22 protein-coding genes and 2 pseudogenes are annotated in these 21,808 nt (G+C 54.0%); 12 read left to right on the top strand and 12 right to left on the bottom strand.

Annotated features, from left to right (window positions below; all coding sequences use genetic code 11):
* The first annotated feature begins 77 nt into the window (after window positions 1-77).
* The gene (locus ACK4HN_RS05665) at window positions 78-3,059 is read left to right on the top strand and encodes an FHA domain-containing protein (RefSeq protein WP_409868726.1); all 2,982 of its coding nucleotides are present in this window, start codon (window positions 78-80) and stop codon (window positions 3,057-3,059) included.
* Here the strand turns inward: ACK4HN_RS05665 and ACK4HN_RS05660 are convergent.
* Window positions 3,056-4,294: an aspartate aminotransferase family protein gene (locus ACK4HN_RS05660; RefSeq protein ID WP_409868727.1), complete on the bottom strand. Its 1,239-nt coding sequence runs from the start codon at window positions 4,292-4,294 to the stop codon at window positions 3,056-3,058. The genes ACK4HN_RS05665 and ACK4HN_RS05660 overlap by 4 nt on opposite strands.
* 156 nt (window positions 4,295-4,450) lie before the next feature.
* Here ACK4HN_RS05660 and nrdJ point away from each other — a divergent pair, with 156 nt between their 5' ends.
* Window positions 4,451-6,724 carry a ribonucleoside-triphosphate reductase, adenosylcobalamin-dependent gene (nrdJ, locus tag ACK4HN_RS05655; protein WP_409877328.1) on the top strand — a complete coding sequence of 758 codons (2,274 nt, stop codon included), beginning with the start codon at window positions 4,451-4,453 and terminating at the stop codon, window positions 6,722-6,724.
* A 217-nt stretch (window positions 6,725-6,941) separates the two neighbouring features.
* Here nrdJ and ACK4HN_RS05650 read toward each other — a convergent pair.
* Window positions 6,942-8,018: pseudogene (locus tag ACK4HN_RS05650) on the bottom strand (DEAD/DEAH box helicase); the annotation flags it as partial.
* A gap of 165 nt (window positions 8,019-8,183) precedes the next feature.
* Entirely contained in the window at window positions 8,184-9,767 is a 1,584-nt protein-coding gene (locus ACK4HN_RS05645; protein WP_409877327.1) for a protein kinase domain-containing protein, read from the bottom strand.
* A 386-nt stretch (window positions 9,768-10,153) separates the two neighbouring features.
* Here ACK4HN_RS05645 and yqeK point away from each other — a divergent pair, with 386 nt between their 5' ends.
* Together yqeK and ACK4HN_RS05635 are read left to right on the top strand one after the other, a co-directional pair.
* Window positions 10,154-10,804: a bis(5'-nucleosyl)-tetraphosphatase (symmetrical) YqeK gene (gene yqeK, locus ACK4HN_RS05640; RefSeq protein ID WP_409868731.1), complete on the top strand. Its 651-nt coding sequence runs from the start codon at window positions 10,154-10,156 to the stop codon at window positions 10,802-10,804.
* 45 nt (window positions 10,805-10,849) lie between these two features.
* Entirely contained in the window at window positions 10,850-11,695 is an 846-nt protein-coding gene (locus tag ACK4HN_RS05635) for an ABC transporter permease (protein ID WP_409868732.1), read from the top strand.
* Here the strand turns inward: ACK4HN_RS05635 and ACK4HN_RS05630 are convergent.
* The 3 genes from ACK4HN_RS05630 to ACK4HN_RS05620 all read right to left on the bottom strand — a co-directional run bounded on the left by ACK4HN_RS05630 (window position 11,692) and on the right by ACK4HN_RS05620 (window position 14,341).
* The gene (locus ACK4HN_RS05630) at window positions 11,692-13,569 is read right to left on the bottom strand and encodes a caspase family protein (RefSeq protein WP_409868733.1); all 1,878 of its coding nucleotides are present in this window, start codon (window positions 13,567-13,569) and stop codon (window positions 11,692-11,694) included. The two genes, ACK4HN_RS05635 and ACK4HN_RS05630, sit on opposite strands and share 4 nt — an antisense overlap.
* Before the next feature lie 133 nt (window positions 13,570-13,702).
* The gene (locus ACK4HN_RS05625; protein ID WP_409868734.1) at window positions 13,703-13,810 is read right to left on the bottom strand and encodes a PhoU domain-containing protein; all 108 of its coding nucleotides are present in this window, start codon (window positions 13,808-13,810) and stop codon (window positions 13,703-13,705) included.
* Window positions 13,811-14,341 (bottom strand): phosphate signaling complex PhoU family protein, encoded by a 531-nt coding sequence (locus ACK4HN_RS05620; RefSeq protein WP_409868735.1) that lies wholly within the window; start codon window positions 14,339-14,341, stop codon window positions 13,811-13,813.
* A gap of 45 nt (window positions 14,342-14,386) precedes the next feature.
* On the opposite strand from ACK4HN_RS05620, the gene ACK4HN_RS05615 reads away from it, so the two are divergent.
* From ACK4HN_RS05615 to ACK4HN_RS05605, 3 genes are read left to right on the top strand one after another with little or no spacing between them, the layout of a single operon-like run.
* Window positions 14,387-14,557, top strand: coding sequence for a hypothetical protein (locus ACK4HN_RS05615; RefSeq protein WP_409868736.1), 171 nt, complete (start codon window positions 14,387-14,389; stop codon window positions 14,555-14,557).
* Window positions 14,505-14,744, top strand: a complete 240-nt coding sequence (locus tag ACK4HN_RS05610; protein ID WP_409868737.1) for a hypothetical protein — start codon at window positions 14,505-14,507, stop codon at window positions 14,742-14,744. The genes ACK4HN_RS05615 and ACK4HN_RS05610 overlap by 53 nt, the downstream gene beginning before the upstream one ends.
* Window positions 14,714-15,109 (top strand): hypothetical protein, encoded by a 396-nt coding sequence (locus ACK4HN_RS05605; protein WP_409868738.1) that lies wholly within the window; start codon window positions 14,714-14,716, stop codon window positions 15,107-15,109. Before ACK4HN_RS05610 ends, ACK4HN_RS05605 begins: the two co-directional genes overlap by 31 nt.
* 7 nt (window positions 15,110-15,116) lie before the next feature.
* On the opposite strand, the gene ACK4HN_RS05600 is transcribed toward ACK4HN_RS05605, so the two are convergent.
* Together ACK4HN_RS05600 and ACK4HN_RS05595 are read right to left on the bottom strand one after the other, a co-directional pair.
* On the bottom strand, window positions 15,117-15,581 hold the full coding sequence (locus ACK4HN_RS05600) for a hypothetical protein (protein WP_409868739.1): 465 nt from the start codon (window positions 15,579-15,581) through the stop codon (window positions 15,117-15,119).
* Entirely contained in the window at window positions 15,578-15,787 is a 210-nt protein-coding gene (locus ACK4HN_RS05595; protein WP_409868740.1) for a nucleotidyltransferase domain-containing protein, read from the bottom strand. Before ACK4HN_RS05595 ends, ACK4HN_RS05600 begins: the two co-directional genes overlap by 4 nt.
* Window positions 15,788-15,939: 152 nt before the next feature.
* On the opposite strand from ACK4HN_RS05595, the gene ACK4HN_RS05590 reads away from it, so the two are divergent.
* Both ACK4HN_RS05590 and ACK4HN_RS05585 read left to right on the top strand, forming a co-directional pair.
* Window positions 15,940-16,074 (top strand): hypothetical protein, encoded by a 135-nt coding sequence (locus ACK4HN_RS05590; RefSeq protein ID WP_409868741.1) that lies wholly within the window; start codon window positions 15,940-15,942, stop codon window positions 16,072-16,074.
* On the top strand, window positions 16,053-16,403 hold the full coding sequence (locus ACK4HN_RS05585) for a hypothetical protein (RefSeq protein ID WP_409868742.1): 351 nt from the start codon (window positions 16,053-16,055) through the stop codon (window positions 16,401-16,403). The genes ACK4HN_RS05590 and ACK4HN_RS05585 overlap by 22 nt, the downstream gene beginning before the upstream one ends.
* Before the next feature lie 3 nt (window positions 16,404-16,406).
* Here the strand turns inward: ACK4HN_RS05585 and ACK4HN_RS05580 are convergent, their stop codons facing one another.
* On the bottom strand, window positions 16,407-17,024 hold the full coding sequence (locus ACK4HN_RS05580) for a hypothetical protein (RefSeq protein ID WP_409868743.1): 618 nt from the start codon (window positions 17,022-17,024) through the stop codon (window positions 16,407-16,409).
* 148 nt (window positions 17,025-17,172) lie between these two features.
* Here ACK4HN_RS05580 and ACK4HN_RS05575 point away from each other — a divergent pair, with 148 nt between their 5' ends.
* The gene (locus tag ACK4HN_RS05575) at window positions 17,173-17,853 is read left to right on the top strand and encodes a DUF4177 domain-containing protein (RefSeq protein WP_409877326.1); all 681 of its coding nucleotides are present in this window, start codon (window positions 17,173-17,175) and stop codon (window positions 17,851-17,853) included.
* Between the two features lie 319 nt (window positions 17,854-18,172).
* Here ACK4HN_RS05575 and ACK4HN_RS05570 read toward each other — a convergent pair whose 3' ends face one another.
* Window positions 18,173-18,898 (bottom strand): YggS family pyridoxal phosphate-dependent enzyme, encoded by a 726-nt coding sequence (locus tag ACK4HN_RS05570; protein ID WP_409868745.1) that lies wholly within the window; start codon window positions 18,896-18,898, stop codon window positions 18,173-18,175.
* A gap of 96 nt (window positions 18,899-18,994) precedes the next feature.
* On the opposite strand from ACK4HN_RS05570, the gene ACK4HN_RS05565 reads away from it, so the two are divergent.
* Window positions 18,995-19,384 carry a hypothetical protein gene (locus ACK4HN_RS05565; protein WP_409868746.1) on the top strand — a complete coding sequence of 130 codons (390 nt, stop codon included), beginning with the start codon at window positions 18,995-18,997 and terminating at the stop codon, window positions 19,382-19,384.
* A 17-nt stretch (window positions 19,385-19,401) separates the two neighbouring features.
* A pseudogene (locus ACK4HN_RS05560) lies at window positions 19,402-20,346 on the top strand (RNA-guided endonuclease TnpB family protein).
* A gap of 36 nt (window positions 20,347-20,382) precedes the next feature.
* On the opposite strand, the gene ACK4HN_RS05555 reads toward ACK4HN_RS05560, so the two are convergent.
* Together ACK4HN_RS05555 and ACK4HN_RS05550 are read right to left on the bottom strand one after the other, a co-directional pair.
* Window positions 20,383-20,904: a Ycf51 family protein gene (locus ACK4HN_RS05555; protein WP_409868747.1), complete on the bottom strand. Its 522-nt coding sequence runs from the start codon at window positions 20,902-20,904 to the stop codon at window positions 20,383-20,385.
* Window positions 20,905-21,397: 493 nt separating this feature from the next.
* Complete coding sequence (locus ACK4HN_RS05550) at window positions 21,398-21,808, bottom strand: MAPEG family protein (RefSeq protein WP_409868748.1); 411 nt, start codon at window positions 21,806-21,808, stop codon at window positions 21,398-21,400.

The following is a 21,808-nucleotide window of genomic DNA, read 5'->3' as shown; positions in this document are numbered from 1 at the left end:
TTTTTTCTTGTTCCCGTAATAGAAAATTCTTACTCGTTTTCTAGTGAGACAATGAAGTAGGTTTCTCAAGAAGCGGTATGGCTTTGCCCATTCTCGAGCTTTTGGCGACTGATGGTTCACGACAGCAAATTCAACTGGGGCGCGATCGCCTGACCATTGGTACCGACCCCCAGAGCCAAGTGATTCTCGTCGGTGAGGGAATTTCCCGCCGCCATGCCTTAATTATTCCCACGGAGACGGGTTACCAAGTGGCGGATCTGGGGAGCGCCAGCGGCACTTTTTTGAATGGCACGAAGTTGCGGCCACGCACCCCTGTGGCTCTAAAGGCGGGCGATCGCCTGCAAATTGGGGACTTTCAAGCCATTTTTGATCCCGCGGGGAAGGTAACAACGCAACTGCCCGGCACAGTGGTGATGGGGGCTGCCAGTACACCGATTTTACAGGTGGCAACGCCCCAGTGGTTACAGGAGTTTCCGCTGCTCAAGGAGGAACTGGTTCTCGGTCGGGATCCCAAAGCAGACATTCCCATTGACCATCCCTTTGTCTCCTTCCACCATGCCAAGCTGGTGCGAACGGGGGAGCATTACAAAATCATTGACCTCGGCAGCAAAAACGGTCTGCACTGGCGAGGCACCACAATTAGCGAACACACCTTGGCGCCGGGGGATGTGATTCACGTGGGGGAATGCCTGCGCCTCACGTATCTGTTGATGCCTGCCACGCAGGTCGTTGAGCAAACGCGCCCCCTGCAACTGCGCGATCGCCAGCAGATTCGCATTGGCCGTGACCCCAGCAACGATATGGTGCTGGATCATCCTGTCGTCTCGCGGTACCATGCTCGCCTCTACCTTCAGGAGGGACAGTGGTACATTGTCGATCTCGAGTCTGCCAACGGCACCTTCATCAATAACCAGCGCCTTGAACCCCGCAAACCAGTGCCTTTACCCACGGGTGCTTTGGTGCGCATTGGCCCTTACAGTTCACTGTTTACCCCCGATGAAACCATTGTTCCCCACAACGACAGTGGCAATCTGCGCCTCGATGCCATTCACCTCAGCAAAACCACCGCTAAGGGGGCGAAGCTCCTCCAAGACATTTCCCTGTCAATTTTGCCCCGCGAGTTTGTTGCGATTGTGGGTGGCAGTGGTGCCGGTAAATCAACGCTCCTCGACGCCCTCAACGGCTTTCGTCCCGCCACGGGGGGCACCGTACTCGTCAACGGCCATGACCTGTACCGCTACTTTGCCACCTATCGCACCCAAATTGGCTATGTGCCGCAGGAGGACATTATCCACAGGGAGTTAACGGTAGCTCAAGCCTTGGACTATGCAGCACGATTGCGCTTACCCGCTGATTTGAGTGAGAAAGAACGACAGGAACAGGTGAACCGCGTCCTTGCGGAATTGGAGTTAACATCTCGCCGCGATGTGCTGGTCAAACACCTCAGTGGCGGTCAGCGCAAGCGGGTGTCGATTGGGGTGGAATTGCTCACCCGCCCCAGTTTATTTTTCTTGGATGAGGCCACGTCTGGCTTGGATCCGGGCACGGAAACGCAAATGATGCGGTTGTTGCGCCAGTTGGCCGATCAAGGGCGCACGATTTTACTCATTACCCATGCCACCAAGAACGTGATGCTCTGCGATTTGGTGGTGTTTTTAGCACGGGGCGGCCATCTTGCCTACTTTGGACCACCGGATCAAGCCTTGAGTTACTTTGATGTGCAGGATTTTGATGAGATTTACCTCAAGATTGAGAGCGAACCCAATCCAGCGGTCTGGCAGCAACGCTATCGCCAGTCCCATCTATACCAAACCTATGTGGTGGAGCGGCAGCGTCCCCTCAACGTGGATACGGCGGCGACCCGTCAAGTTCAACCCCAACGTCAAAAAGCAACGATTCCCCAAGTGGCACCGTGGCGCCAGTGGTGGATTCTCACGCAGCGCAATTTGGCCATTTTGCGGCAGGATCGGGCAGCCCTTCTGCTGATGCTCTCCCTAGCGCCGCTTTTGGGCGCCTTGGATTTCGTCCTCTGGAAGCCAACAATTCTCGATGCGGCTCAGGGGGATGCGGGGCAGGCATTTACGATGGCCTTTGTCACGGTACTGATTGCGGTGATGGTGGGCAGCCTAGCCACGATGCGCGAGATTGTAAAGGAACTGGAGATCTATCGCCGAGAGCGGATGGTGGGGCTGGGGCTGTGGCCCTATATTTTCTCCAAGCTTGGTTCAGCGGTAGTGCTGGCCCTGTACCAAGCAGCGGTTTTTTTGGGGATGAAGTTTTGGGCAATTGATCTTAGCCTCGGCATGGGGGCGATCGCGGGCCTATTTCTCACCCTGTTCCTGATGACCTTTGGCGGCATGGTGATGGGGTTACTCGTTTCTGCCCTCTCCCCCACCCAAACCGTTGCTCCCTTGTTAACAATTCTCTTTTTGGTGCCCCAGATTACGTTTGCTGGCGCGATTATTCCCCTACAGGACTTAGGCAGGGTGGGGAATTTGATTAGCGATGTAACCTTGACCCGCTGGGGCTACGCCAATGTCGTTTCTCTGTTGGGGTTTGGTCAGGAGGTGGCGCGGGATGCCTGCTGGCAGCAAACAAAATCTGAACGGCAGAAACTGAGTCGTGAAACCTTAGAGCAGTGTCCCTGTTTTGACGAGAACCTCTTTCGACGTTGCCCCTTTCCGGGGGTGCGCAAGGAATACCACCCTGCGGTGGATGAACCCGAACCCCCACAACCCCCTGAACCCGGTGAACCACCGCCACTGCCCAATTCAGTTTTAGGGTTTGATCAGGCCTATCGGAATCGCCTCGCAGACTACAATCAGCGGGTCAAAGCCTATCAAGCAGCCATGGCGCGCTGGCAAGACCAATTTGCCCTCTGGAAAGAGCAGCGGGGGCGGGCGATCGCCAGTGGTGAAGCCCTTATTGATCGCTTTTGGCGTCTGCAAGGGCACACCTTTAACGCCAATGTCACTGCTAACAACCTGCAACTGGCGGGCATTATTGCCCTCATGCTGGGACTGGTGGGGGGCTTGCAAAAACGCAAGGATGTTCTTTAGGCTGCCAAGCGAGCAAAGGCGCGACCCACTGCTTCTAAGGCCATCTCAATCTCCTGCGCACTGACAATCAAAGGTGGGACAAAGCGCACCACTTTTGGTCCGGCCGGCACCAGCAGTAACCCCTCCCCAATGGCCGCCTTCACAACCTCCGCAGCGGTCAGGGGAATGTTGGGGTGCAGTGCAAGACCGTTGATCAGTCCCCAGCCACGCACTTCGGCAATGAGGTGGGGATAGGCCGCTGCCAGTTCATGGAATCCGGTTCGCAATTGCTGCCCGCGATCGCGCACATTTTCGAGGAGGTTCCCCTTCTCAAGGGTTTCGCACACCGTGAGGGCTGCCGCCGTGGCCAAGGGGTTACCACCAAACGTGCTGGCATGATCCCCCGGTGCAAAGACGGCACAAAACTCCTTGGCAACCATGGCACCAATGGGAATCCCGCCGGCAAGGCCTTTAGCAGAGGTGAAAATATCGGGTTCGACACCGAGGGTTTCATAGCCCCACAGGCATCCCGTGCGGCCCATACCCACTTGCACTTCATCAAAAATCAGGAGAATCCCTTTCTCAGTACAGAGTTGGCGTACCTGCTCAAAGTAGGCGCGATCGCCAGGACGCACTCCCCCTTCTCCCTGCAAAGGCTCCAAGAGAATCGCCGCCACTTGGGGGGCTGGTTGATCTAGGGAGGCGACCAAGGCTTCTAAAGCCGCAAAGTCATTGTAGGGCACATAGGCAAAGCCCGGCACCAAGGGGTCAAAGTGCTGCTGATACTTCGGTTGACCTGTGGCGGTAATCGTGGCAAGGGTGCGTCCGTGGAAGCTAGCCTCTGCCGTAATGATGACTGGGTTGGCAATGTGGCGCACAGTATGGGCGTATTTACGGGCCAGTTTAATCGCGGCTTCGTTGGCTTCAGCTCCCGAGTTGCAGAAAAACACGCGATCGCCACAGGAGTGAGTCACCAACCACTGCGCCAGTGCCCCCTGCTGGGGAATGTAATACAAGTTTGAGACGTGGTGCAGCGTTTGCATTTGGCGGCTGACCGTCTCCACTAAGGCCGGATGGGCATGACCGAGGGTACAGGTGGCAATGCCTGCCACAAAGTCTAGGTAGCTGCGGCCTTGATCATCCCAAACGCGGCAACCTTCACCGCGCACGAGGGTAATGGGAAAGCGGCCATAGGTGGTCATCACCACTTGGTCAAAGGCATCGGCACTCAAGGGGGTGGGGGGAGCAGCAACCATTGACTCTGGACTCACAGCAAAAACTTTCTGCTATCTTAGCATCTCCCTCTCACCGCAAGGGGGTAGTTCAGGTTCGCTCTAGGGATAGTGCTTATTGACCCCCAAGAATAGCTTCGGTACACTACACCTAGTATTTAGCCATGGAGTCCTGCCCCGATGGTGCAAAATCCTCCCCGTCCCCAAACCAGCTTCCCCGCCACAGCTCCCACAGCCTATCCCGTGTTTTACCGTACCTACAGCCGCCAAAATGAAGCGGGTGAGCGGGAGAGTTGGCAACAGGTGTGCGATCGCACCCTGCAAGGACTACAGGAGGTGGGGCACCTCACCGCCGCAGAAGTGGCTCTCCTCAGGGAAATGCAGCAGGACTTGAAGGCACTCCCCTCTGGCCGTTGGCTGTGGGTGGGAGGAACCGACTGGGTGCGCCAGCCCGAGAATTTTTCCGGTGCCTACAACTGCACCAGCACCAATGTTGTGGATTGGGATTCCTTTGGCCTGATGATGGACTTGGCCATGCAGGGCTGTGGCACAGGGGCGATCTTAGAGGAGAAATACATCTCGCAGTTGCCGCCCATTTGCAATTGCCTTGAGGTGACTGTCGTCGGTCAAATTGGACAAACCCCTAAAGAAGCGCGCCAAGAGCAAACCACGGTGACCCTTATGGGACAGACCTGCCAGATCAAAGTGGGGGATAGCCGCCAAGGGTGGGTCAAGTCCTACCAAACACTGCTGGAACTAGCCAGCAACCCACAATTGGGGGGTTCAGTTCAGGTGACGATTGATATTAGTGATGTGCGTCCTACGGGAGAGCGACTCAAGGGGTTTGGGGGGGTGGCCAATCCAGTAAAACTGCCAGACCTCTACCATCGCTGCGCGGCACTGTTGAATGCGGCGGTGGGTCGCCGCTTGACCTCTGTGGAGTGCTGTTTGCTCATTGATGAGGCCGCTGTTGTGGTCGTTGCGGGCAATGTCAGGCGATCGGCGGGTATGCGGCAGGGAGCCAGTGATGATCAGGCCTTTGCCCAAGCGAAGCAAAATCTCTGGCAGCAGGATGAACAGGGCAATTGGCGCATTGATCCCAAGCGGGATGCGCTGCGCATGGCCAATCATACGCGGGTTTTTCACACTAAGCCTACCCTTGAAGAGTGCATCAATGCGGTGCGCAGTCAGTTCTATTCGGGGGAAGGTGCCATTCAATGGGCCGGGGAGGCCGTTGCGCGCGCCAATGTCGATTTGCTCACCACTGCGCATCTCAAGCAGGCCTTTCTGCGCGCCTACGAAAATCAGCAGGGGGAAGCCTTTTTGCGGCAACTCTCGCCCGCCATGGATCAGCGGGAGCTGGCCCACCGCCTGGGTCGTTATGGCCTCAATCCCTGTGGCGAAATTATCGGCAGTGACTTCCACTGCAACCTTGCGGAAATCCACCTCAATCAAATTGATCCAGCGGATACCCTAACCCAAGAAAAGGCCTTCAAAGCCGGCGCCCTCTCAGTGGCAGCACTGTTGAACCATCGCTTTGTTGTGGAGCGCTTTCAGTACTCTCGTACCGTTGATCCCATTGTCGGTGTTAGTTTTACGGGACTATTTGACTTCTGTGTTCATGCTTTTGGCGTGCCGTGGCTGGAATGGTGGGCCGCAGGGCGACCCGATACGGCTCAGGGACGGGAATTCAAAGCCCAAGAAGCTGCCTTTTTGCAACGCTGGCGGCAAATTGTCCATGAGACTGTCTGGGAGTATTGCGATCGCCACGGCCTCAAGCGCCCCAATCGCTGTACTACCGTCCAACCCTCGGGCACCAAATCCCTGCTGACCGGCGCTTCCCCCGGCTGGCATCCCCCCAAAGCCCAACGCTTTATCCGACGGATTACGTTTCGCAAAGGGGATGCGGTGGCCATGGCCTGCTATGACTTTGGTTACAACATCATCCCCTCCCAGTCCGATAAAGATGAAACCGGCAAACTTCTAGATGACCCCTTCGATCCCCGCTGTACCGAGTGGCTGGTGGAAATTCCCGTGGCCGTTTCTTGGGCTGATTTGCCGGGGGCAGACGCAATCGATATTAGCCAGTTTTCCGCCTTGGCGCAGTTTGACTTCTATATGCAGGTGCAGCAGCACTACACCACCCACAACACCAGTGCCACCATTGAGCTAAGGGAACACGAAGTCGAACCCCTTGCCACTGCTATTTATCAAGCCATTCAGGAGGACCGAGGCTACATCTCTGCTGCCCTATTGGCCCGTTTTGATGCCCATGAAACCTTCCCGCGTCTGCCCTTTGAACCGATTAGCAAGGAACGGTATGAGCAGGAAGTCGCTGCGGTTGCACGGCGCAAGCGTGTCAATGATTTTCACGAGGCCCTCTCCCGCTATACTCAACCCCTCATGGAAGCAGGACCTGCCGGCTGTGACTCCGATAAGTGTCTCATGTCATGACGAGGCTAGCGTTTGGTCACGGGTGGGAGATTACTCGAATTCGTGGGTTTCAAACTTCAAAGTTTGACAGTTTTCCTTAACTGTGCGGACAGTAGTGGTAGGAATTTGGTTGCCTTCAGCTTCAATTTCCAGTCTGACTGTGACTTTGACATCCACAAGGGATGTCAGAGGTTGGACAACTGCTTCGACAATGGTGGGGATGTACTGGTTGATGCGTAATGGATCCAGTGTCACGAAGAGAAGAAAAAGCCAGAGAAACCCTCTCTCCTCGTTTCAACAGTTTCTGCTCCCGCAGCCGCTGCTCTAATCGTTCCCGCCGTCTGCGTAAGGACTGATAAATCGTTTCTGGGGAGGAGGCAAGGCGGCGCTGCAAAACGGTTAAGGCAAAGCCAACGGTTACTTTGCGGCCATCATTGGCTAAGGCTTCGGCTCGGTTAAACTCTTCCCGCACGTAATCGGTCACGTGCTTGTAAAGAGCAGCCTCTTGATCGGGCAGGGTGTATTGCACGGTATGGGCCTGCCGTTCCGGAAACAGCGGCTTGCCGTCAAACTTGAGCAAATCTTCTTTGACCAGCCGCCGCATCAGATCCGAAACATCGCAGGTATGCACCCCATCGCGGAATCGCTCCTCAAAGCGATCGCCATCCAGTAAAGCGAGAAAGAGTTGGAAATCCTGTTCCTTGCCGTTGTGAGGGGTAGCCGTCATTAACAGAAAATGGCGGGTTAGGGTGGACAGCAGCTTGCCCAACTTGTAGCGTTTGGTTTCTTTGATTTCACCGCCAGAAAATGAGGCCGATAGTTTGTGCGCCTCGTCCACTACTACTAAATCCCAATCACTTTGCCGGAGTTTGGCTTGCAAATCTTCGTTGCGACTGAGGTGATCTAAACGGGCAATCAGTAAGTTCTTTTCGGTGAAAGGATTGCCGGTGCGAGATGTTTCGATGTGATCATTCGTCAAAATCTCAAAAGGCAGATGAAACTTTTGTAACAGCTCATCTTGCCATTGCACAATCAAACTCCCCGGACACACGATTAGGCACCGCTGTAGGTCCCCCCGAATCAGCAATTCGCGGATGAACAATCCTGCCATGATGGTTTTGCCGGCGCCTGGATCATCCGCTAGCAGAAATCGCAGAGGCTGGCGAGTGAGCATTTCATCATAAACCGCTGTGATCTGGTGGGGGAGAGGCTCCACCAATGAGGTGTACACCGCCAAGTGGGGATCAAATAAGTAGGCAAGGCGAATGCGATGGGCTTCCGATACCAAACGAAATAATTTGCCATCCCCTCGAAAGCAGAAATCATCTTTTATCATGAGCCACCTTAAAATCTTGAATTATTATCACTATTCGTTAATTTTAACAAATTCGTTAGGAAATTTTTATTAGCTAACCTGATTTACTTGTCCCGCCATCCCCAATTAGCTCAGGAGCGAGAAGCCCCAAAGGATGTTCCCTCCCTATTTAGGGAGTTTTGTAAACCAGTTCTTTTTCGTCTTGTCAAGCTGGCCTTGCACCATACCGGAAACTATGCTAAAGTCTGCCCCACAAATATCAGCATCGGTAAAGTTGGCGCCTGAGATCGAGGCATCCAGAAACTTAGCCCCCCTTAAGTTTGCCTTTTCAAAGTTGGCTTGCACGAGGTAGGCACCGCAAAAATTGGCATCACTGAGGTTAGCGCCTTGGAAATTGGCTTCCCGCAAAACAGCATTCGCCAAAATACAGCCCTTCAAGTCCGCATTGGTAAAATTGGCGTTGGCAAAGTTGGCACCCGAAAGATCCGCATTACGTAGTACAACGTTGGAGAGATCCACATCTACAAAATCCCGTTCTCCCCGCTTGTAGGCTGTGAGGACTTGTGTCGCTGTCATCCGTGGTGTGACTTTGGCGCGCAGATGCTGTCCTGGACCAGTTCCCACCACTGGCGGCCCTCCCAATTGGGAGCCTGTCATCCGCGATTGGCGGATTCGAGCTGCTTGGGCATTTTGGCTTACAGAGGAAGCATAGCTAGCGCGCTGAGTTGTCTTTGGAGTCCGAGGTCTACCCTGACTGGGCGGTGCTGCAAGGGCACTACTGAGATCATCATCCGCTGGGGACACCGCGGAAATACTAGGGGCAGCCACCGCCGATGCCGGCTGAGATGTCAAAAGTTGTAAATCTACCAAGACATCCATCGCACTTTGGTAGCGGTTTTTCACCGCATCCTCCAGCATTTTGTCAAGGAGAGCAGCAAACTCAGGGGAGATAGTTTTGACGTGCCGCTTCCAATGCCATTCCCCCGTGCGCGGATCCCGTTCAATTTCTTTGGGGGATTTACCCGTGAGGAGATAGACACAGGTAACACCGAGGGCGTAAATATCGCTGGCATAGACGGGGCGCATCGCCATTTGCTCTGGCGGCGCATACATAGGAGTGCCCACCGCAAAGCTAGTAAATGTAGAAAGCTCTGGCGCATTTTCCACCATTGCTTGGGTCACTTTGTCTTTGACGGCACCGAAGTCAATGAGTACCAGTCTTTTATCAATATCGCGGCGGATGAGGTTGGCGGGCTTAATGTCACGGTGAATCACACTATTTTTGTGCAGGTAATCAAGGATGGGGAGCACCTCCTGCAAGACCTGCTTTACCTCCTCTTCGCTCTTGGGTCCAAAGCGCTTGACCTCCTGTTGAAGCGTAAGACCCTCCACATATTCTTGGACTAAATAAAACTCATCGCCGTTTTCAAAGTAGCCAAGGAGACGCGGCAGTTGGGGGTGATTACCGACTTTGCCGAGGGTAGTCGCTTCCCGCAAAAAGAGTTCCCGTGCCATGGCCAAGATATGGGGTGCAGTGGCGGCTGGCCGCAATTGTTTAATGACACAAGTGGGATTACCAGGCAGCTTTGTATCAATAGCGAGATAAGTCGTTCCAAAGCCTCCCCGCCCCAGCACTTTAATCGCCTTATATTGATCATTCAGCAACAGTTTGCTACCACAGGCTTGACAAACATCTACATCGTCAGGGTTATCTGGCTTGGCACAGTTTGGATTGAGGCAGTAACTCATAGGCGGCCACGGGGAGGAACAGCTCGTTCAACAGAGAGGAAAGGGGAAGGAGCTTTCATGAAAACTGTAATCACAAGAGTAACCTGTTTTTAAGTCAAAGCTTAAAGGAAAATGCTCCCACTGCCAGCATGATTAAAGAACTTCCACAGGATAACTCCGTACTTTACGATACTCTCTTTTCTACGATACTTTTCTCTTTGCCTCCCTCTATCCGTAGAATTACGGAAGTTTAACAAAAAGCGAACTCCTTTTTCTTCACCACTAGGGGAAATCATGAAAAAGCCTACCCTGCTCTGCCGTGGCGTTGAGAGATTCCCATCCTTGTGAAAAGAGCCTTCGTTATGATACAAGGATAGCACTTCATCATCCCTGCTGTGGCTTTGGCTATGACCCCGTTTGTGACAACTGAGGCTAAAGACTTTCTGCGCGATCGCCAGCAGGTTTTGGCATGGCTCACGGAGAATGTGCCAGCACCCCGACTACAACATATCCTGCGGGTAGAAACGATGGCGGCAGAGCTAGCCCTACACCACGGTTTAGATGTAGATCGTGCCGCCTGGGCGGGGTTGCTGCATGATTTGGCGAAATACTTTCCCCCAGAGCGGTTGTTAAGTATAGCACGGGAAGCGGGGCTAGCCATTACAGAGGTAGATGAAGCAGATCCCCACTTGCTCCATGCCGATGTCAGTGCTTGGGTGGCGCGGCAGCAATTTGGTGTGACTGATGAGCAGGTTTTAGCAGCTGTCGCTAATCACACCTTGGGTCGACCGGGAATGGATGCCTTGAGTTGTGTTGTGTTTCTGGCGGATAGCTTGGAGCCGGGGCGGGGTCAGACGATGGAGCTAGAGGAATTGCGGAAGGTGGCTCAGCAAAATTTACAGGAGGCGGTGTGGCGGGTGTGCGATCGCACGCTGTTGTGGCTGGTTGATCAGCATCGCTTAATTCACCCACGCATGATCCTGACCCGCAATTGGGCAATGCAGGTGGCACCAGCAAAACCGAAAAAGAGCGAAAAGAAAGGCACCTCCAAGATTTAGAGGCCTTGCTACCCTAGAAAGCAGATTTGATCTCGGAGTTGCATTATGACCACCGCTTCAGCAAGGGCTGTCCCCGGTATTTTCTCAGGGGAATTCGTTCAGGAAACGTTGGCTTTAACCCGCCGCCTGTTTATCCAACTGCAACGGCGCCCTTCAACACTGGTGGCGGGGGTGGTACAACCTTTGATTTGGCTCGTTCTCTTTGGGGCGCTTTTCCAGAATGTGCCTGAGGGTCTCTTTGGGGAGAGTACTAACTATGGCCAGTTTCTCTGCGCTGGGATTATTGTCTTTACCGCTTTTAGTGGTGCCCTCAATGCGGGGTTGCCGGTGATGTTTGACCGTGAGTTTGGCTTTTTGAATCGCTTGTTGGTGGCACCGTTGGCCTCGCGGTTTTCAATTGTTCTCGCCTCGGCCTTGTTTATGACCACCCTGAGTTTGATTCAGGTGGTGGCGATCGCCAGCTTGGGGGTACTGCTGGGAACGGGGCTACCGAATTTAGCGGGCATTGGCGTTGTCTTAGCAACGGTATTGATTTTAGTCTTTGGCGTGACGGCCTTGAGCCTCGGACTCACCTTTGCCCTGCCGGGACACATTGAGCTATTGGCCGTGATTTTTGTGATCAACCTGCCGTTACTCTTTGCCAGTACTGCTTTGGTGCCCCTGTCGTTTATGCCCCGCTGGTTGCAGTGGATTGCCAGCCTCAACCCCCTCAGTTTGGCTATTGAACCGATTCGCTATGTCTATCTGCATCCCGATTGGCGGTTGAGCGATGTGGTGATGGTGGCTCCTTGGGGATCCTTGAGCCTAGGCAATGCCCTATTGATCCTTTTTGCCGTTGCCCTCGCCATCAGCCTGCTGATTCAACCCCTGCTACGGCGACGCTTGGCCTAAACCACCCGCAGGGTGAAGCCTTGAGTACACCACTCCCGCACATCCAAGCAAAACTCATTCCCCTCCGGCTCACTGCTGAGATCCGCTAACAGGCCGAGAACCAAGGCAAGACTATCCTCACCAGAAATCAGCAATGGCTCTGAGTGGCTAGGGTGGCTACTGAGTTGACTAAAACGAGTCAGGGGGCGGGGGCTGCTGATGATAAAGACCTTGAGCCATTGGCAAGGGCGATTCAGCGTCCACGTATAAAGGGGAATATTCAAGCCCGGCGCAACCACCAACTGCCATGACTGTGTTTGCAGCGGCAGCAGGAGAATGCCCTGACTGCTATCCCATGCAAAAGCAACAATGTTGAGGGGGCGATCGCCATAGTTGTAGAGGCTCCAGCGACAGGTATCCCCCTTAGCCAAGGTGAGGGGAGTCTCTAAATTTGTGGGCGGCAGTTTGGTGCTCAGGACATCCGGAAGGGGATTGGGGCTGCGGGGGGGGGATTGGCGGCTCAAGAGTTTTGGCGTCGGCGATATTTGTTCGAGGGTTGTACACACGGCCACCCGACTGGAGGTGGGATTGAGCGTTAGCGTTAGCCATTTCTGGGCTAGTAGGGCATTGAGCAGGGGATTCAGACGACGAATGCCGGCTTTGGCGGCTTCATTGGTGCCACTACAACTGTGTTGGAGCAAGGTTCCGACCGGCCACTCCAGCCCATAGCTGCCCACTGTCTCACTTTTGGTGAGAACCACATCGGGCAGGGGGTCACTGCTGTTGAGAACGGCAACTTTTTCTTCATTGGTCAGGGCATTGATGGCATCTACTCGCTCAATTTTGCTGAGGTTGGTGTCGAGGGCCACGTGCAGATGGAGATTTTTCCCTAAACGTCGCTGTTGCTCGTAGAGGCGATCGCCCACTTGCAAAGGCTGACTACTGACGCCTTGAGCCATCAGGCCATTAAAACTTGTCATATCAACAATGGCGGCACCATCGGCAGTGCTCCAGCGACTGTGGGGATGACAATGGGCTAATAGCCAAGGACTGAGGCCGCCACACCAAATCTGAAGGGGGCGATCGTGGCTCGTTCCTTGCACTACCCCATCAAAGCCGGGGGATAGGGGGGCATTCGCCGGCAATCCATCGCTGACTAGATGAATTTCTGCCCCCGTTTGCCAGCGCAGTTCATCAGCGGCGTACATGAGACTAGTTGCCGAGGGGCGATCGCCCCCCAAAGCCGCTAGATAATGGCTCAAACTAGCAGTGAAGAGTCCCATAGGAACGCCATTCAGGTGCGTTTCTACCCCCAAATCTGCCCAGAGCAGATGATCTTTGGGAACTGAGCCTACGCCACGGCTCTCTACAGGCTGCAACGGCACAAACCGCCAGCGCAACGTCTCCCCCGCAGTGGGTGGCGGGCTAAAGCGAGTATCCAGCCATACCTGTACCCCTTTGGTACGCAGTAATTCAGCAAGCGGTAAGATGCCCTCACCTGCTGTTGTGGCATCGGCGAAAACCAGTGCTGGTTGTTGCTGCCAGCAGGTGCCATAGCCACTAAAGTAAACCAACAGGGGCTGACCAGCCTGCGCCAGTACCCCTAGGGTTTCTTGAACCGCATCGAGGGTTGCCGCCTGTTCCGTCAGGAGTCTAATGTCACTGTCCGCCAGCCCCCAGCCATCTAGCAATAGGTTTTTCACTAGCTCAACATCCGTTAGACAACCGCCTAAAGGGGGCACGCCCGTCAACTGCGGATAGTGATTAATGCCAATTAGGAGTGCGCGCCATGGGCGAAGAGGGTCTGCCAAGGAGCCGCCTGCGGTTTGCCAAATCCACGGCATCAGTGTCAGTGCCGCAGCACCGTACAAAAAAGAACGACGGCTTAACCTCATGCCTTACCTCCCAAGATGCCTATCCTCCGCTGCGAGCACAGGCACGATAACATTGCTCTGACTGCAAACTAGTTCTATTCTCAGAGGTTGTGGACGCAATTAAACGCCGTTAGGGCAAAAAAACTCGAAATTCCTAGTAAACCTCTCCTTGGACAATAAAAGCAACGCGCCGACCTATTGCCGTGGCATAATCGCCAATGCGCTCAAGGTTACGAATGACCAGCAGCAGGATCAAGCGCAATTACACTGACTCTTGGGGATTCAAAGGGGCACACAGTCGCCCATAGAGACGTTGGTAGTCGGCGTCAACGGCATCATCGCAGTTGGCAAGGGCTATACCGATCTCAGGATCCAAATTGGCAATGGCGGATAGTGCCTCTGATAGCAACAGTTGCGATCGCTGGAACATGATGCGGATGTCCTCAAAGTAGGGCGGGGGCGGATAGCGCAGCAGCGTTTGAGCGGCGCGGCCAATTTCAAGGGCATAATCGCCAATTCGCTCTAGATCGCGGCAGAGGTGCGACAGCATGACCAAAAATCGCAGAGTCTCAGCCACAGGAGCTTGGGAGGCAAGGAGGGCGATCGCCTCACGATTGAGTTCTTGGGCACTGCGGTCAATCTCCTGCTCCCTTTGGATCAACTGCTCCATACTGCGGAAATCTCGCTCAATTAAGACACCATAGGCCAACTGACAGGCACTTTCGACTCGTGTCCCCAGTCGCAGCAAGTCACTGCGCAGACGTTGTAATTGCCGTTCAAAATGGGTGGTCACAGCCTCAGACCAGCTCTTTGTAACATTAAGCCTAATAAATGCTGAATGCCTATCGCCCAAGGGGACGCCAGTAGTTATTGGCAGTCAAGACGCCCTCCGGGGCTGCACGAAGCATCCCCCCAGCGGTTACCAGAGGATGCCCCCGATGGCCCGACCTATATTCGTGACAAGACCCCTCTGCGCCAAGGGGATTTGGCCGCGATCGCCCGCCCCTAGCCCTTCAGTTATCACGTACTCCCCCTCTCCAGAACCCAGCGGCACCGTCAACGATCGCCCCACCTCTACTATTGCGCCTAGCGTGTCACCGACACTTTCCTTACCCCAACACACTTTTGTGGCCGAAGCCCCCCTGCGGGAAGCCCTGACACAGATTTGGGAGCAGGCACGGGGGCAGCCAACGTAAAGACGTTAGCAAGTCTTGAGATTCGCCTCTACGACCCCAATGATGCCTTTATGATTCTGGCCGATGTCCGTCAACTGCCTGAGACCAAAACCACTGTCTCGTGGCAGGGTAACTATCAGACGGTGGCGGGCAGCCAACTTGACTTTGGGTATGAGGGGGATCTCAATGATCTAGGCCCTGTGGAGGACTTTGTGGCAGCGCAGATGCGAGCAGCCAGCGAGAAGGAGCTTCATGCCACCTACGCGATCGCCTTCTCGAAGGGTCTAGAGTTGACGGGCAATGCACTAGAGCAGCTCACCGAACGCCTCTGTCGCCAAGGGGTAGGGGCAGCCTATGTGCGAGCGAGTGCCTCAATTTCGACCTAGGAGGAGTTCACCTCGCGTTCATGAGCAAACGGCGAGCAGTTGCGATAAGCACGGGTACAAACCCATGAGCCGCCTCGAGCGCTGAGGCTAAAATTGCCGCATCTTCAACGTATTCATAGATCATTTGATTGCGCAGCTTACGCATGTCTATCCACGCTTGGGCATCGCTGATCAGACCCAGTTTCTCAGCCCGATCCAGATTCTGGGCAAACGTTGCAGTGTGCTCGCCGTGCACAGCCAAATAGGTCGGCAATAGCTTATCGCCGACGGTATCTTGAAGACGACTAAAGCGGCAGACAAAGGCATCCACTCGCTCAGCTAAATCTTCATCCTCAGCCAATTGACGAGCACGCTCTAGAGTAAAAGGCTGGTCAAATAAACGGCGGTCAGTGGCTTGCAAGCGCAGAATTTCCCGCTCGACCAACTGGGAGAGATACCGCCAGCGGGCAGCAAGTCGTGAATCCAGAATCACAAACAGCGGCTGATTCGACCAGCAAGGCGGGCAGCCAGTAGAGCAGGGGAGGCCACTGGATAGGGCAGTTCCACGAGCAGATCGACATCACCGCCCCGCAGGTCATCATAGATACGAGAACCAAAGAGGCGAACCGTGGCTTCTTCTCCTGCCAATTCCCTGACGATAGAGCGAATAACGGTCACTTGTTCAGGTGTTAAGCGCATGCGATCGCTCGCTCATTTCTCTATTAGGTTCATCTTAAGTGCAGAGCGCGCCTAAGATTGCCGTTTTGCTGGCGCAGATTTTCATCAGTGGGCACAGGCAGCGGCTAAACTGCAAGAACTGGGCATTGATCTTGAGACCTTAGAGACATAGCATGACCCCAACAACAACAGCGGCTCCCCTTCCTAGGCTAGCGTCTGCCCTTGGCCAGCCCAATTATCAACTGCGGGTGACCTATCGTGGTGCCAGTGATCTGCACGTGGAAGTGTGGCAACGCCCCATCTGGTGACGCCCTTGCGTTTGGGAGGCCTAGGGGGACCACATCTTGCCCTCATTCAAGAGCGAGTGCTGCGGCAATTGGCGCGATCGCGCGTGAAGCTGGGGAAACTGCCCCTCCATAAACCTCAGGTGTATTCCCTGACAGAAGAGGTAGCACTACGGCTAGGGTTAATGTTGCGGGTGTTGGCGCCGATGCGTAGTCGCGACAAGATGATGGCCTGTGTGATGGGCATTGAGGAAATGGGACGGGAGGAGGCGGCGTATTGGTTGGGCATGGCACTGCATCGCCGGAATCCTCAGCGGGTCTTGGCAGCACTACGATTGTTGTTGCAGAAATAAAAATTAATTTGGCGCCAAAATTTTAACGAGAATCCGCATCAAAGTCTCAAGATCGTCGGGAACGCGGTACAGGGTTAGGCCTTGTTGAATTTGCTTTTGCGCTCGATGCAGGAGGCCAAATTGCCAAATATCCCCTGTGGAAACTGCCCCTTGTAGGATGGGCTGCGGACTCTCTGTCCATTGGTCGAGGGCAATCAGTTCAACGGCCAGTTGAGTAAAGCCTTTGGCGAGGTCAGCATTTTTGGCTTCAACCACCAGCAGCTTGCCGACGGAATAGAGGTAGTAGTCGAGGGAGCCTTTAAGCTGGTCACTAACGATGAGGGGATACTCGATGCGCAGTTGGGCATGGGTGTAGTGCACCACATCGAGCAAGATAGGTGCAATCAGCAGTTCACGGCGAGCGGCTTCACTGGTGAGGCTAATGTAGGGAAGGCTTTCTTGAATGCGTGCTTTCAAGTCCTCAAGGCGATCGAGGGCAGCAGTGGATTGCGGTAGCGTGAGCATAGACCGCTGAAGGGTGTAGCCAAATTCTGCCAGAATATCCTCTGGCTCATAGGGCATCTCAAAGTATTGTCGAAAGGTATAGGACTGTCCGGACTGGAGAATGGCAGGCCTAGTCATCTTGCCCTCTTTTGCTTAGTTCCTGCGGCGTCGCTCTTTTAGTGTAGCTTTTGTGTAGCTTTTGGCTTTGGCTGCGGAGATGTATACTGCATCCTTCTCGAATGGATAAAACTTAGGGAAGGATATTGTGTCTCTGGGATGAGCAGTGATGAAAACGAATCTTGAGGCCATCAGGCAACAGATCCAAGGCGCGATCGCCCCCGCAGGAGTCACTGTCGAGGTTTCACAGACAGGTTCTCAACTCACAGTCATTTTCAATCGCCCTAGGGATAAAACAGTGGACTTTACGGCTCTAGCGGATCAAACTGTGGACATCCTAAATCGGCAGCCTTTAGGACGGATCAACTTCGTGAAGTTTTATGGGCGCAAAACTGGGGGAACCCCTGAATGGGAATATGCCGAACCGCTATCCCCCCCACCGCCGCAAGGGGTTATTCAAGAAAAACTGCAAACAGGTCTCTCGGAATTTTGGCAGCGGTTTCAGTTCTATAACCAAACCGTTACGGCAGCGTCAGCCCTTGCGATCTTCCTCATGCTGCTGCTAGGAAGGCTTTTCCCGAATAGCAAGTGGGAGTACAAAACGGTATATGTGAGGGCAGAAACAGTTTCTTATGTGTACCCAAAGCTTTCCACAAAAGAAGTTTCCCTCATTGAGTTGGAGAGTGAAGTAGAAAAGCTGGGTAAGCAGGGGTGGGAGCTGGTGGATTCTTTTGTGGAGGATGAAACAGTGCATCCCAATTTTGGCAACGAGGAATACGTAACGGGTTTGCAGCCCAATGTGCGCCCCAACAGGGTGGTGTTGCTCTTTAAGCGCAAGAGATGGTTTTAGGGAGAGTTCAAGCGATGACCCTAGAAGAAGTTGATGGTTTATCTCATCTCGGCAATGCCAGTATGGATGCAGTGGTGATAGCTTTGCCCTACTGTGACAATGTGATATGACAATCTGATATATATAAGTTATTTTTGTCAAAATCAGCCTTGGTAGCAAAGATGCGGTTTACCTCGCCCCTAGCCTGCTCCAGCCTTACAGGTTGCAACTGATCCCGAGTACTCCGATCAGCACTGTGACAGCCCTGAATTGTGGTTGCCGGGCAGCCCCTTCTTTCCGTGACTGGATATACTTCCCGAACCGCCCCCTTTCCAAGGGTTTAGTCGTCGTGCTGAGTTTCTACCGTTGATTGGCGATCGCCAAAAATAGCCGTCCCAATGCGCACCATGGTTGCCCCGGCTTGCACCGCAAGGGGATAGTCTTGGGTCATGCCCATGGAATACTCCTGCCACTGAAGCTGCTGCCACGGTTTTGTCCGAAGTTCCTCACCCCAAGCCCGCAATTCTTGAAAGACCTGCAATTGTTCTGAGGAGGACAATCCCAAGGGGAGGATCGTCATCAGGCCATAGCAGCGCAGATGGGAGAGGGCATCGAGTTGGGGCAGAGCGTCTTCCAGTTCTGCTTTTTCCCAGCCATACTTTTGGGGGTCGGGGCGGAGTTTCACCTGCAATAGACAGCGGGGACTGGGGAGGCCAGTTTCTTGGAGAACCCTATTCATGCGCTCGGCCAATGGCCAGCGGTCAAGGGAGTGGATCCAGTCAAAGAGTTGCAAGGCCTGTCGCACTTTATTGGTTTGCAGATGACCAATCAGATGCCAAGTAATATCCGTGAGGTCGGCCAATTCAGCACGTTTTTGAGCCGCTTCCTGGACGCGACTTTCGCCAAAATCCCGAATCCCAGCCTCGTAGGCTGCACGGATGGCAGCCGCCGGCATAAATTTACTGACGGCAATCAAACGAACATGGGGGGGAAGTGTGGATTTGAGGTGGGTGGCGCGATCGCGAATTTCGGCAGCGGATAACACAGGCAATTTGCCGGAAAGCATGCTTTTTGATCGTAAAACCCTGTTGCCAAAAGTGAAACCATGGCATGATTTTCAGTCTCCTTGACTAGGCTAGAGGGTAGGATTCAGAAGACTTCCATGGCTGTGCCCCTTAAATTCTCCCTTGGCCTGATTGGTTTACTTGCTCTCAGTACCCTTTTAGCGGGGAAGCTGCTCTCCCCAGGAGAAAACTTTATGTCCTCTGCCCAAGGTCAACCCAGTTGGGGCATTGAATCAGACCCCACGCCACTCCCTAAACCTGAACCGCCACCACGTGTCCCTGTGGCCAACTACGATCGCTATCGCCAAGTGATTGAGCGCACCCGCAGCATGATCGACAACCCGGAGGCACAGCGACTGGCTCAGCAGTATGGTTTGAACATTCTTGACATCACGTGGGAAGACACGGCGCGCTACCACAACTCTGCCGTGGGACCCAATATCAGCTCAGACAGCAGGAGCCCCGCGCTCTGGCAATCTCTTCTCTGATGAAATACAATAAGATTATGAACCAAGTCCTGACTATCTCCTGCAAACTCAAGGTTTCCGAGTCGCAAGCCGCAAAATCGGATGCAACTCTGGAGGCTTTTGGGCAAGCGTTGAACTGGGTGAACTAGAACACGCCAGAGAAGATAGCCAATGCGGTGAAACTGCAAACCCTTTGCTACGACGAAATTCGCGCCCGCTTTGGCCTGTCGAGCAATTTGGCTCAACAGGTGTGCAGGCGAGTGGCAGGGTCTCGCAAGGTTGCCAAGCAAAGGCAGCGTCCAGTCAAAGCCTTTAAGAGCGGCTTTGTTACCTATGACGCTCGCATCTTCTCGTTTCGTGAGTCGGAAGGGCAGCATTGGGATAGACAAGTCATCACCAAAGTTCGTGACCACTTTGCCAACTTGAGAGCCAGACTCCAGCACAAAGCCAGTAAGGGCACACGCAGTTGTCGGCGGAGATGCCGCCAGCTGCTGCAACGGCTGTCTGGTCGGGAGCGGCGCTTTCAAAGTTGGATTAATCACAATGTTTCCAAACGCATCGTTGAAACTGCAAAAGCTCTTTGTGCGAGCATTGCCTTGGAGGATTTGACGGGTATTCGGGAACGAACGAATCAACAACCACGTTCCAAAACGGAACGCAGACGCAGCAACAGTTGGGCGTTTTACCAACTGAGACTGTTTATCGGCTACAAAGCCTTGAGGACTGGAGGGAAGGTGATTTTGGTGAACCCGGCCTATACGAGCCAGACCTGTCGCCCATGCCTGCACATCCACCCCGACCCGGATCAGTCCTATCGGAGCGGCAAGCAGTTTAAGTGCGGGCATTGCGGTTGGCAGGGGGATGCGGATTTCAACGGTGCGAAAAATATTGCAGCTATGGGGGCGAGCGTAAACCGTCCTGGCGGTCCTTGGTTGTCTTGCCAGATAACTGCAGGGCTACTGAAAGCCCACGCTGTAGCTTAGCTCAGCGTCGGGTAGTTTACGTGCCTTCTCTAACACCTAGGAGTCCTGAAGTGTAGAAGCCGAGGGTGCAGCAGGCTCCAGCAGACGAACCGTTACCGCACCGTTGGCGCGATCGCTCAAGGAACGGGTGGCTACCCCTAAAATAACTGGCGCCGTCACTCCCGCTTCAGGGTGTACGACGGTACGTGCAATCACTGTTAGGCGATCGCCCCCTCGGCCTAACCGTCCCAAGGAAAATAAATCATTTGCCGCCTGTACCAGCGTTGCCTCAAGGGTACTACTCTCAATGTCAGGGGGCACTGTAATCACGACTTGCGTGGCTCCATTGTCATAGACGAGGGTGTATTTACCAGCACCGGGCACTGAGGAGTGAACAATCGGCACAATACTTAGGGCAAAGAGTCCCACTGTCACAACACCGAGAAACCCCGTAATACCGACAAAGCGAAAGCGCACACCCCAGCGCAAGACAAAGGCCAGAACTGTCAAGACAGCCATGACAAGGGTGGCAATTGCGGCCCAGCGGCTATAGATGGCAAAATCAGCGGGGGTCAGCACTCTTCTTCCTCCTTCTTCCTGAATTACCGGAACAACTGACAAAGCTGTTTACAGATTCTGACATTCAGATTCTGACAGATGTGATTACAAATCTCTGTGATTCTACTGCCATGCTGTCCATCGGCTATGCCACACTTCACCTTTCACTACCTTTCACTTCATGTGCCCTAGAAACTGCACTACTCCTGCCTCCCCTTCAGTTGGCAAAATGCAAACTGCCCTCCCCCCGCAGGGCACTGGCCATCAAAATCCATCGCGCAGCTTTCTCCTTTAAACTAAACTTCCTTGGCTTGATTATCCTTGATAATCGCCTCCCCCTGCCCATTGGTTGCTAAGACAGCGGTTCAATCAGCTTTGCCTGCCCACCCTAGGTGCAGCCCCGCGGGGAGTCTTGGACTGTTTAAGTTAAGTAAGTAAGTTAAGAATAATTTGTCATTTGCTGGTAAGGGGCGCAGGGAAGTTCAAGAAATACGCCAAGGGTTCCATAGACAGGTCAGCGGGCAAGGGCGGTAAGACTTTGCCAAAAAAGCGTCAAAGTAGCGGCTGTTCCCACACCAAACATGAGAGAGCGGCCAAGGGGAAAGTTAGCAATGTAGCAGATACTATACAAAAAGCGCGCCACCACAAAACTCAGGCTAGCGATCGCCACCGTTGAATTATTCACCCCCACAAAAAGGGTCAGCAACACGGCCGCTGCAAAGGGCATAAAGGTTTCAAAGCTATTTTCGTGTGCCCACACCGCCCGCTGGGCAAAGGGCGGCAGTTTCTCAAAGAGAGCACGGGGAGCCGCCATATCAAACCCTGCCTGCAAGCGCCCCACTACAACAAAAATGTAGGGGAAATAGATGAGCAGCGCTGCGGTAAGTAAACTGGCGGCCAGTAGCCAAGGGACATTGCTCCACAT

This window comes from Thermosynechococcus sp. (assembly GCF_046299655.1).
Classification (GTDB): domain Bacteria; phylum Cyanobacteriota; class Cyanobacteriia; order Thermosynechococcales; family Thermosynechococcaceae; genus Thermosynechococcus.
This window is presented reverse-complemented; position numbering and strand designations above follow the sequence as displayed.

Coding starts and splice junctions, on each gene's coding strand:
- ACK4HN_RS05615 (WP_409868736.1), top strand. CDS start 14,387: ATGCCTATCGCCCAAGGGGACGCCAGTAGTTATTGGCAGTCAAGACGC.
- ACK4HN_RS05590 (WP_409868741.1), top strand. CDS start 15,940: ATGACCCCAACAACAACAGCGGCTCCCCTTCCTAGGCTAGCGTCTGCC.
- ACK4HN_RS05635 (WP_409868732.1), top strand. CDS start 10,850: ATGACCACCGCTTCAGCAAGGGCTGTCCCCGGTATTTTCTCAGGGGAA.
- ACK4HN_RS05660 (WP_409868727.1), bottom strand. CDS start 4,294: ATGGTTGCTGCTCCCCCCACCCCCTTGAGTGCCGATGCCTTTGACCAA.
- ACK4HN_RS05575 (WP_409877326.1), top strand. CDS start 17,173: ATGAAAACGAATCTTGAGGCCATCAGGCAACAGATCCAAGGCGCGATC.
- ACK4HN_RS05570 (WP_409868745.1), bottom strand. CDS start 18,898: ATGCTTTCCGGCAAATTGCCTGTGTTATCCGCTGCCGAAATTCGCGAT.
- ACK4HN_RS05580 (WP_409868743.1), bottom strand. CDS start 17,024: ATGACTAGGCCTGCCATTCTCCAGTCCGGACAGTCCTATACCTTTCGA.
- ACK4HN_RS05565 (WP_409868746.1), top strand. CDS start 18,995: ATGGCTGTGCCCCTTAAATTCTCCCTTGGCCTGATTGGTTTACTTGCT.
- yqeK (WP_409868731.1), top strand. CDS start 10,154: ATGACCCCGTTTGTGACAACTGAGGCTAAAGACTTTCTGCGCGATCGC.
- ACK4HN_RS05630 (WP_409868733.1), bottom strand. CDS start 13,569: ATGAGGTTAAGCCGTCGTTCTTTTTTGTACGGTGCTGCGGCACTGACA.
- ACK4HN_RS05665 (WP_409868726.1), top strand. CDS start 78: ATGGCTTTGCCCATTCTCGAGCTTTTGGCGACTGATGGTTCACGACAG.
- ACK4HN_RS05550 (WP_409868748.1), bottom strand. CDS start 21,808: ATGTGGAGCAATGTCCCTTGGCTACTGGCCGCCAGTTTACTTACCGCA.
- nrdJ (WP_409877328.1), top strand. CDS start 4,451: ATGGTGCAAAATCCTCCCCGTCCCCAAACCAGCTTCCCCGCCACAGCT.
- ACK4HN_RS05645 (WP_409877327.1), bottom strand. CDS start 9,767: ATGAGTTACTGCCTCAATCCAAACTGTGCCAAGCCAGATAACCCTGAC.
- ACK4HN_RS05595 (WP_409868740.1), bottom strand. CDS start 15,787: ATGCGCTTAACACCTGAACAAGTGACCGTTATTCGCTCTATCGTCAGG.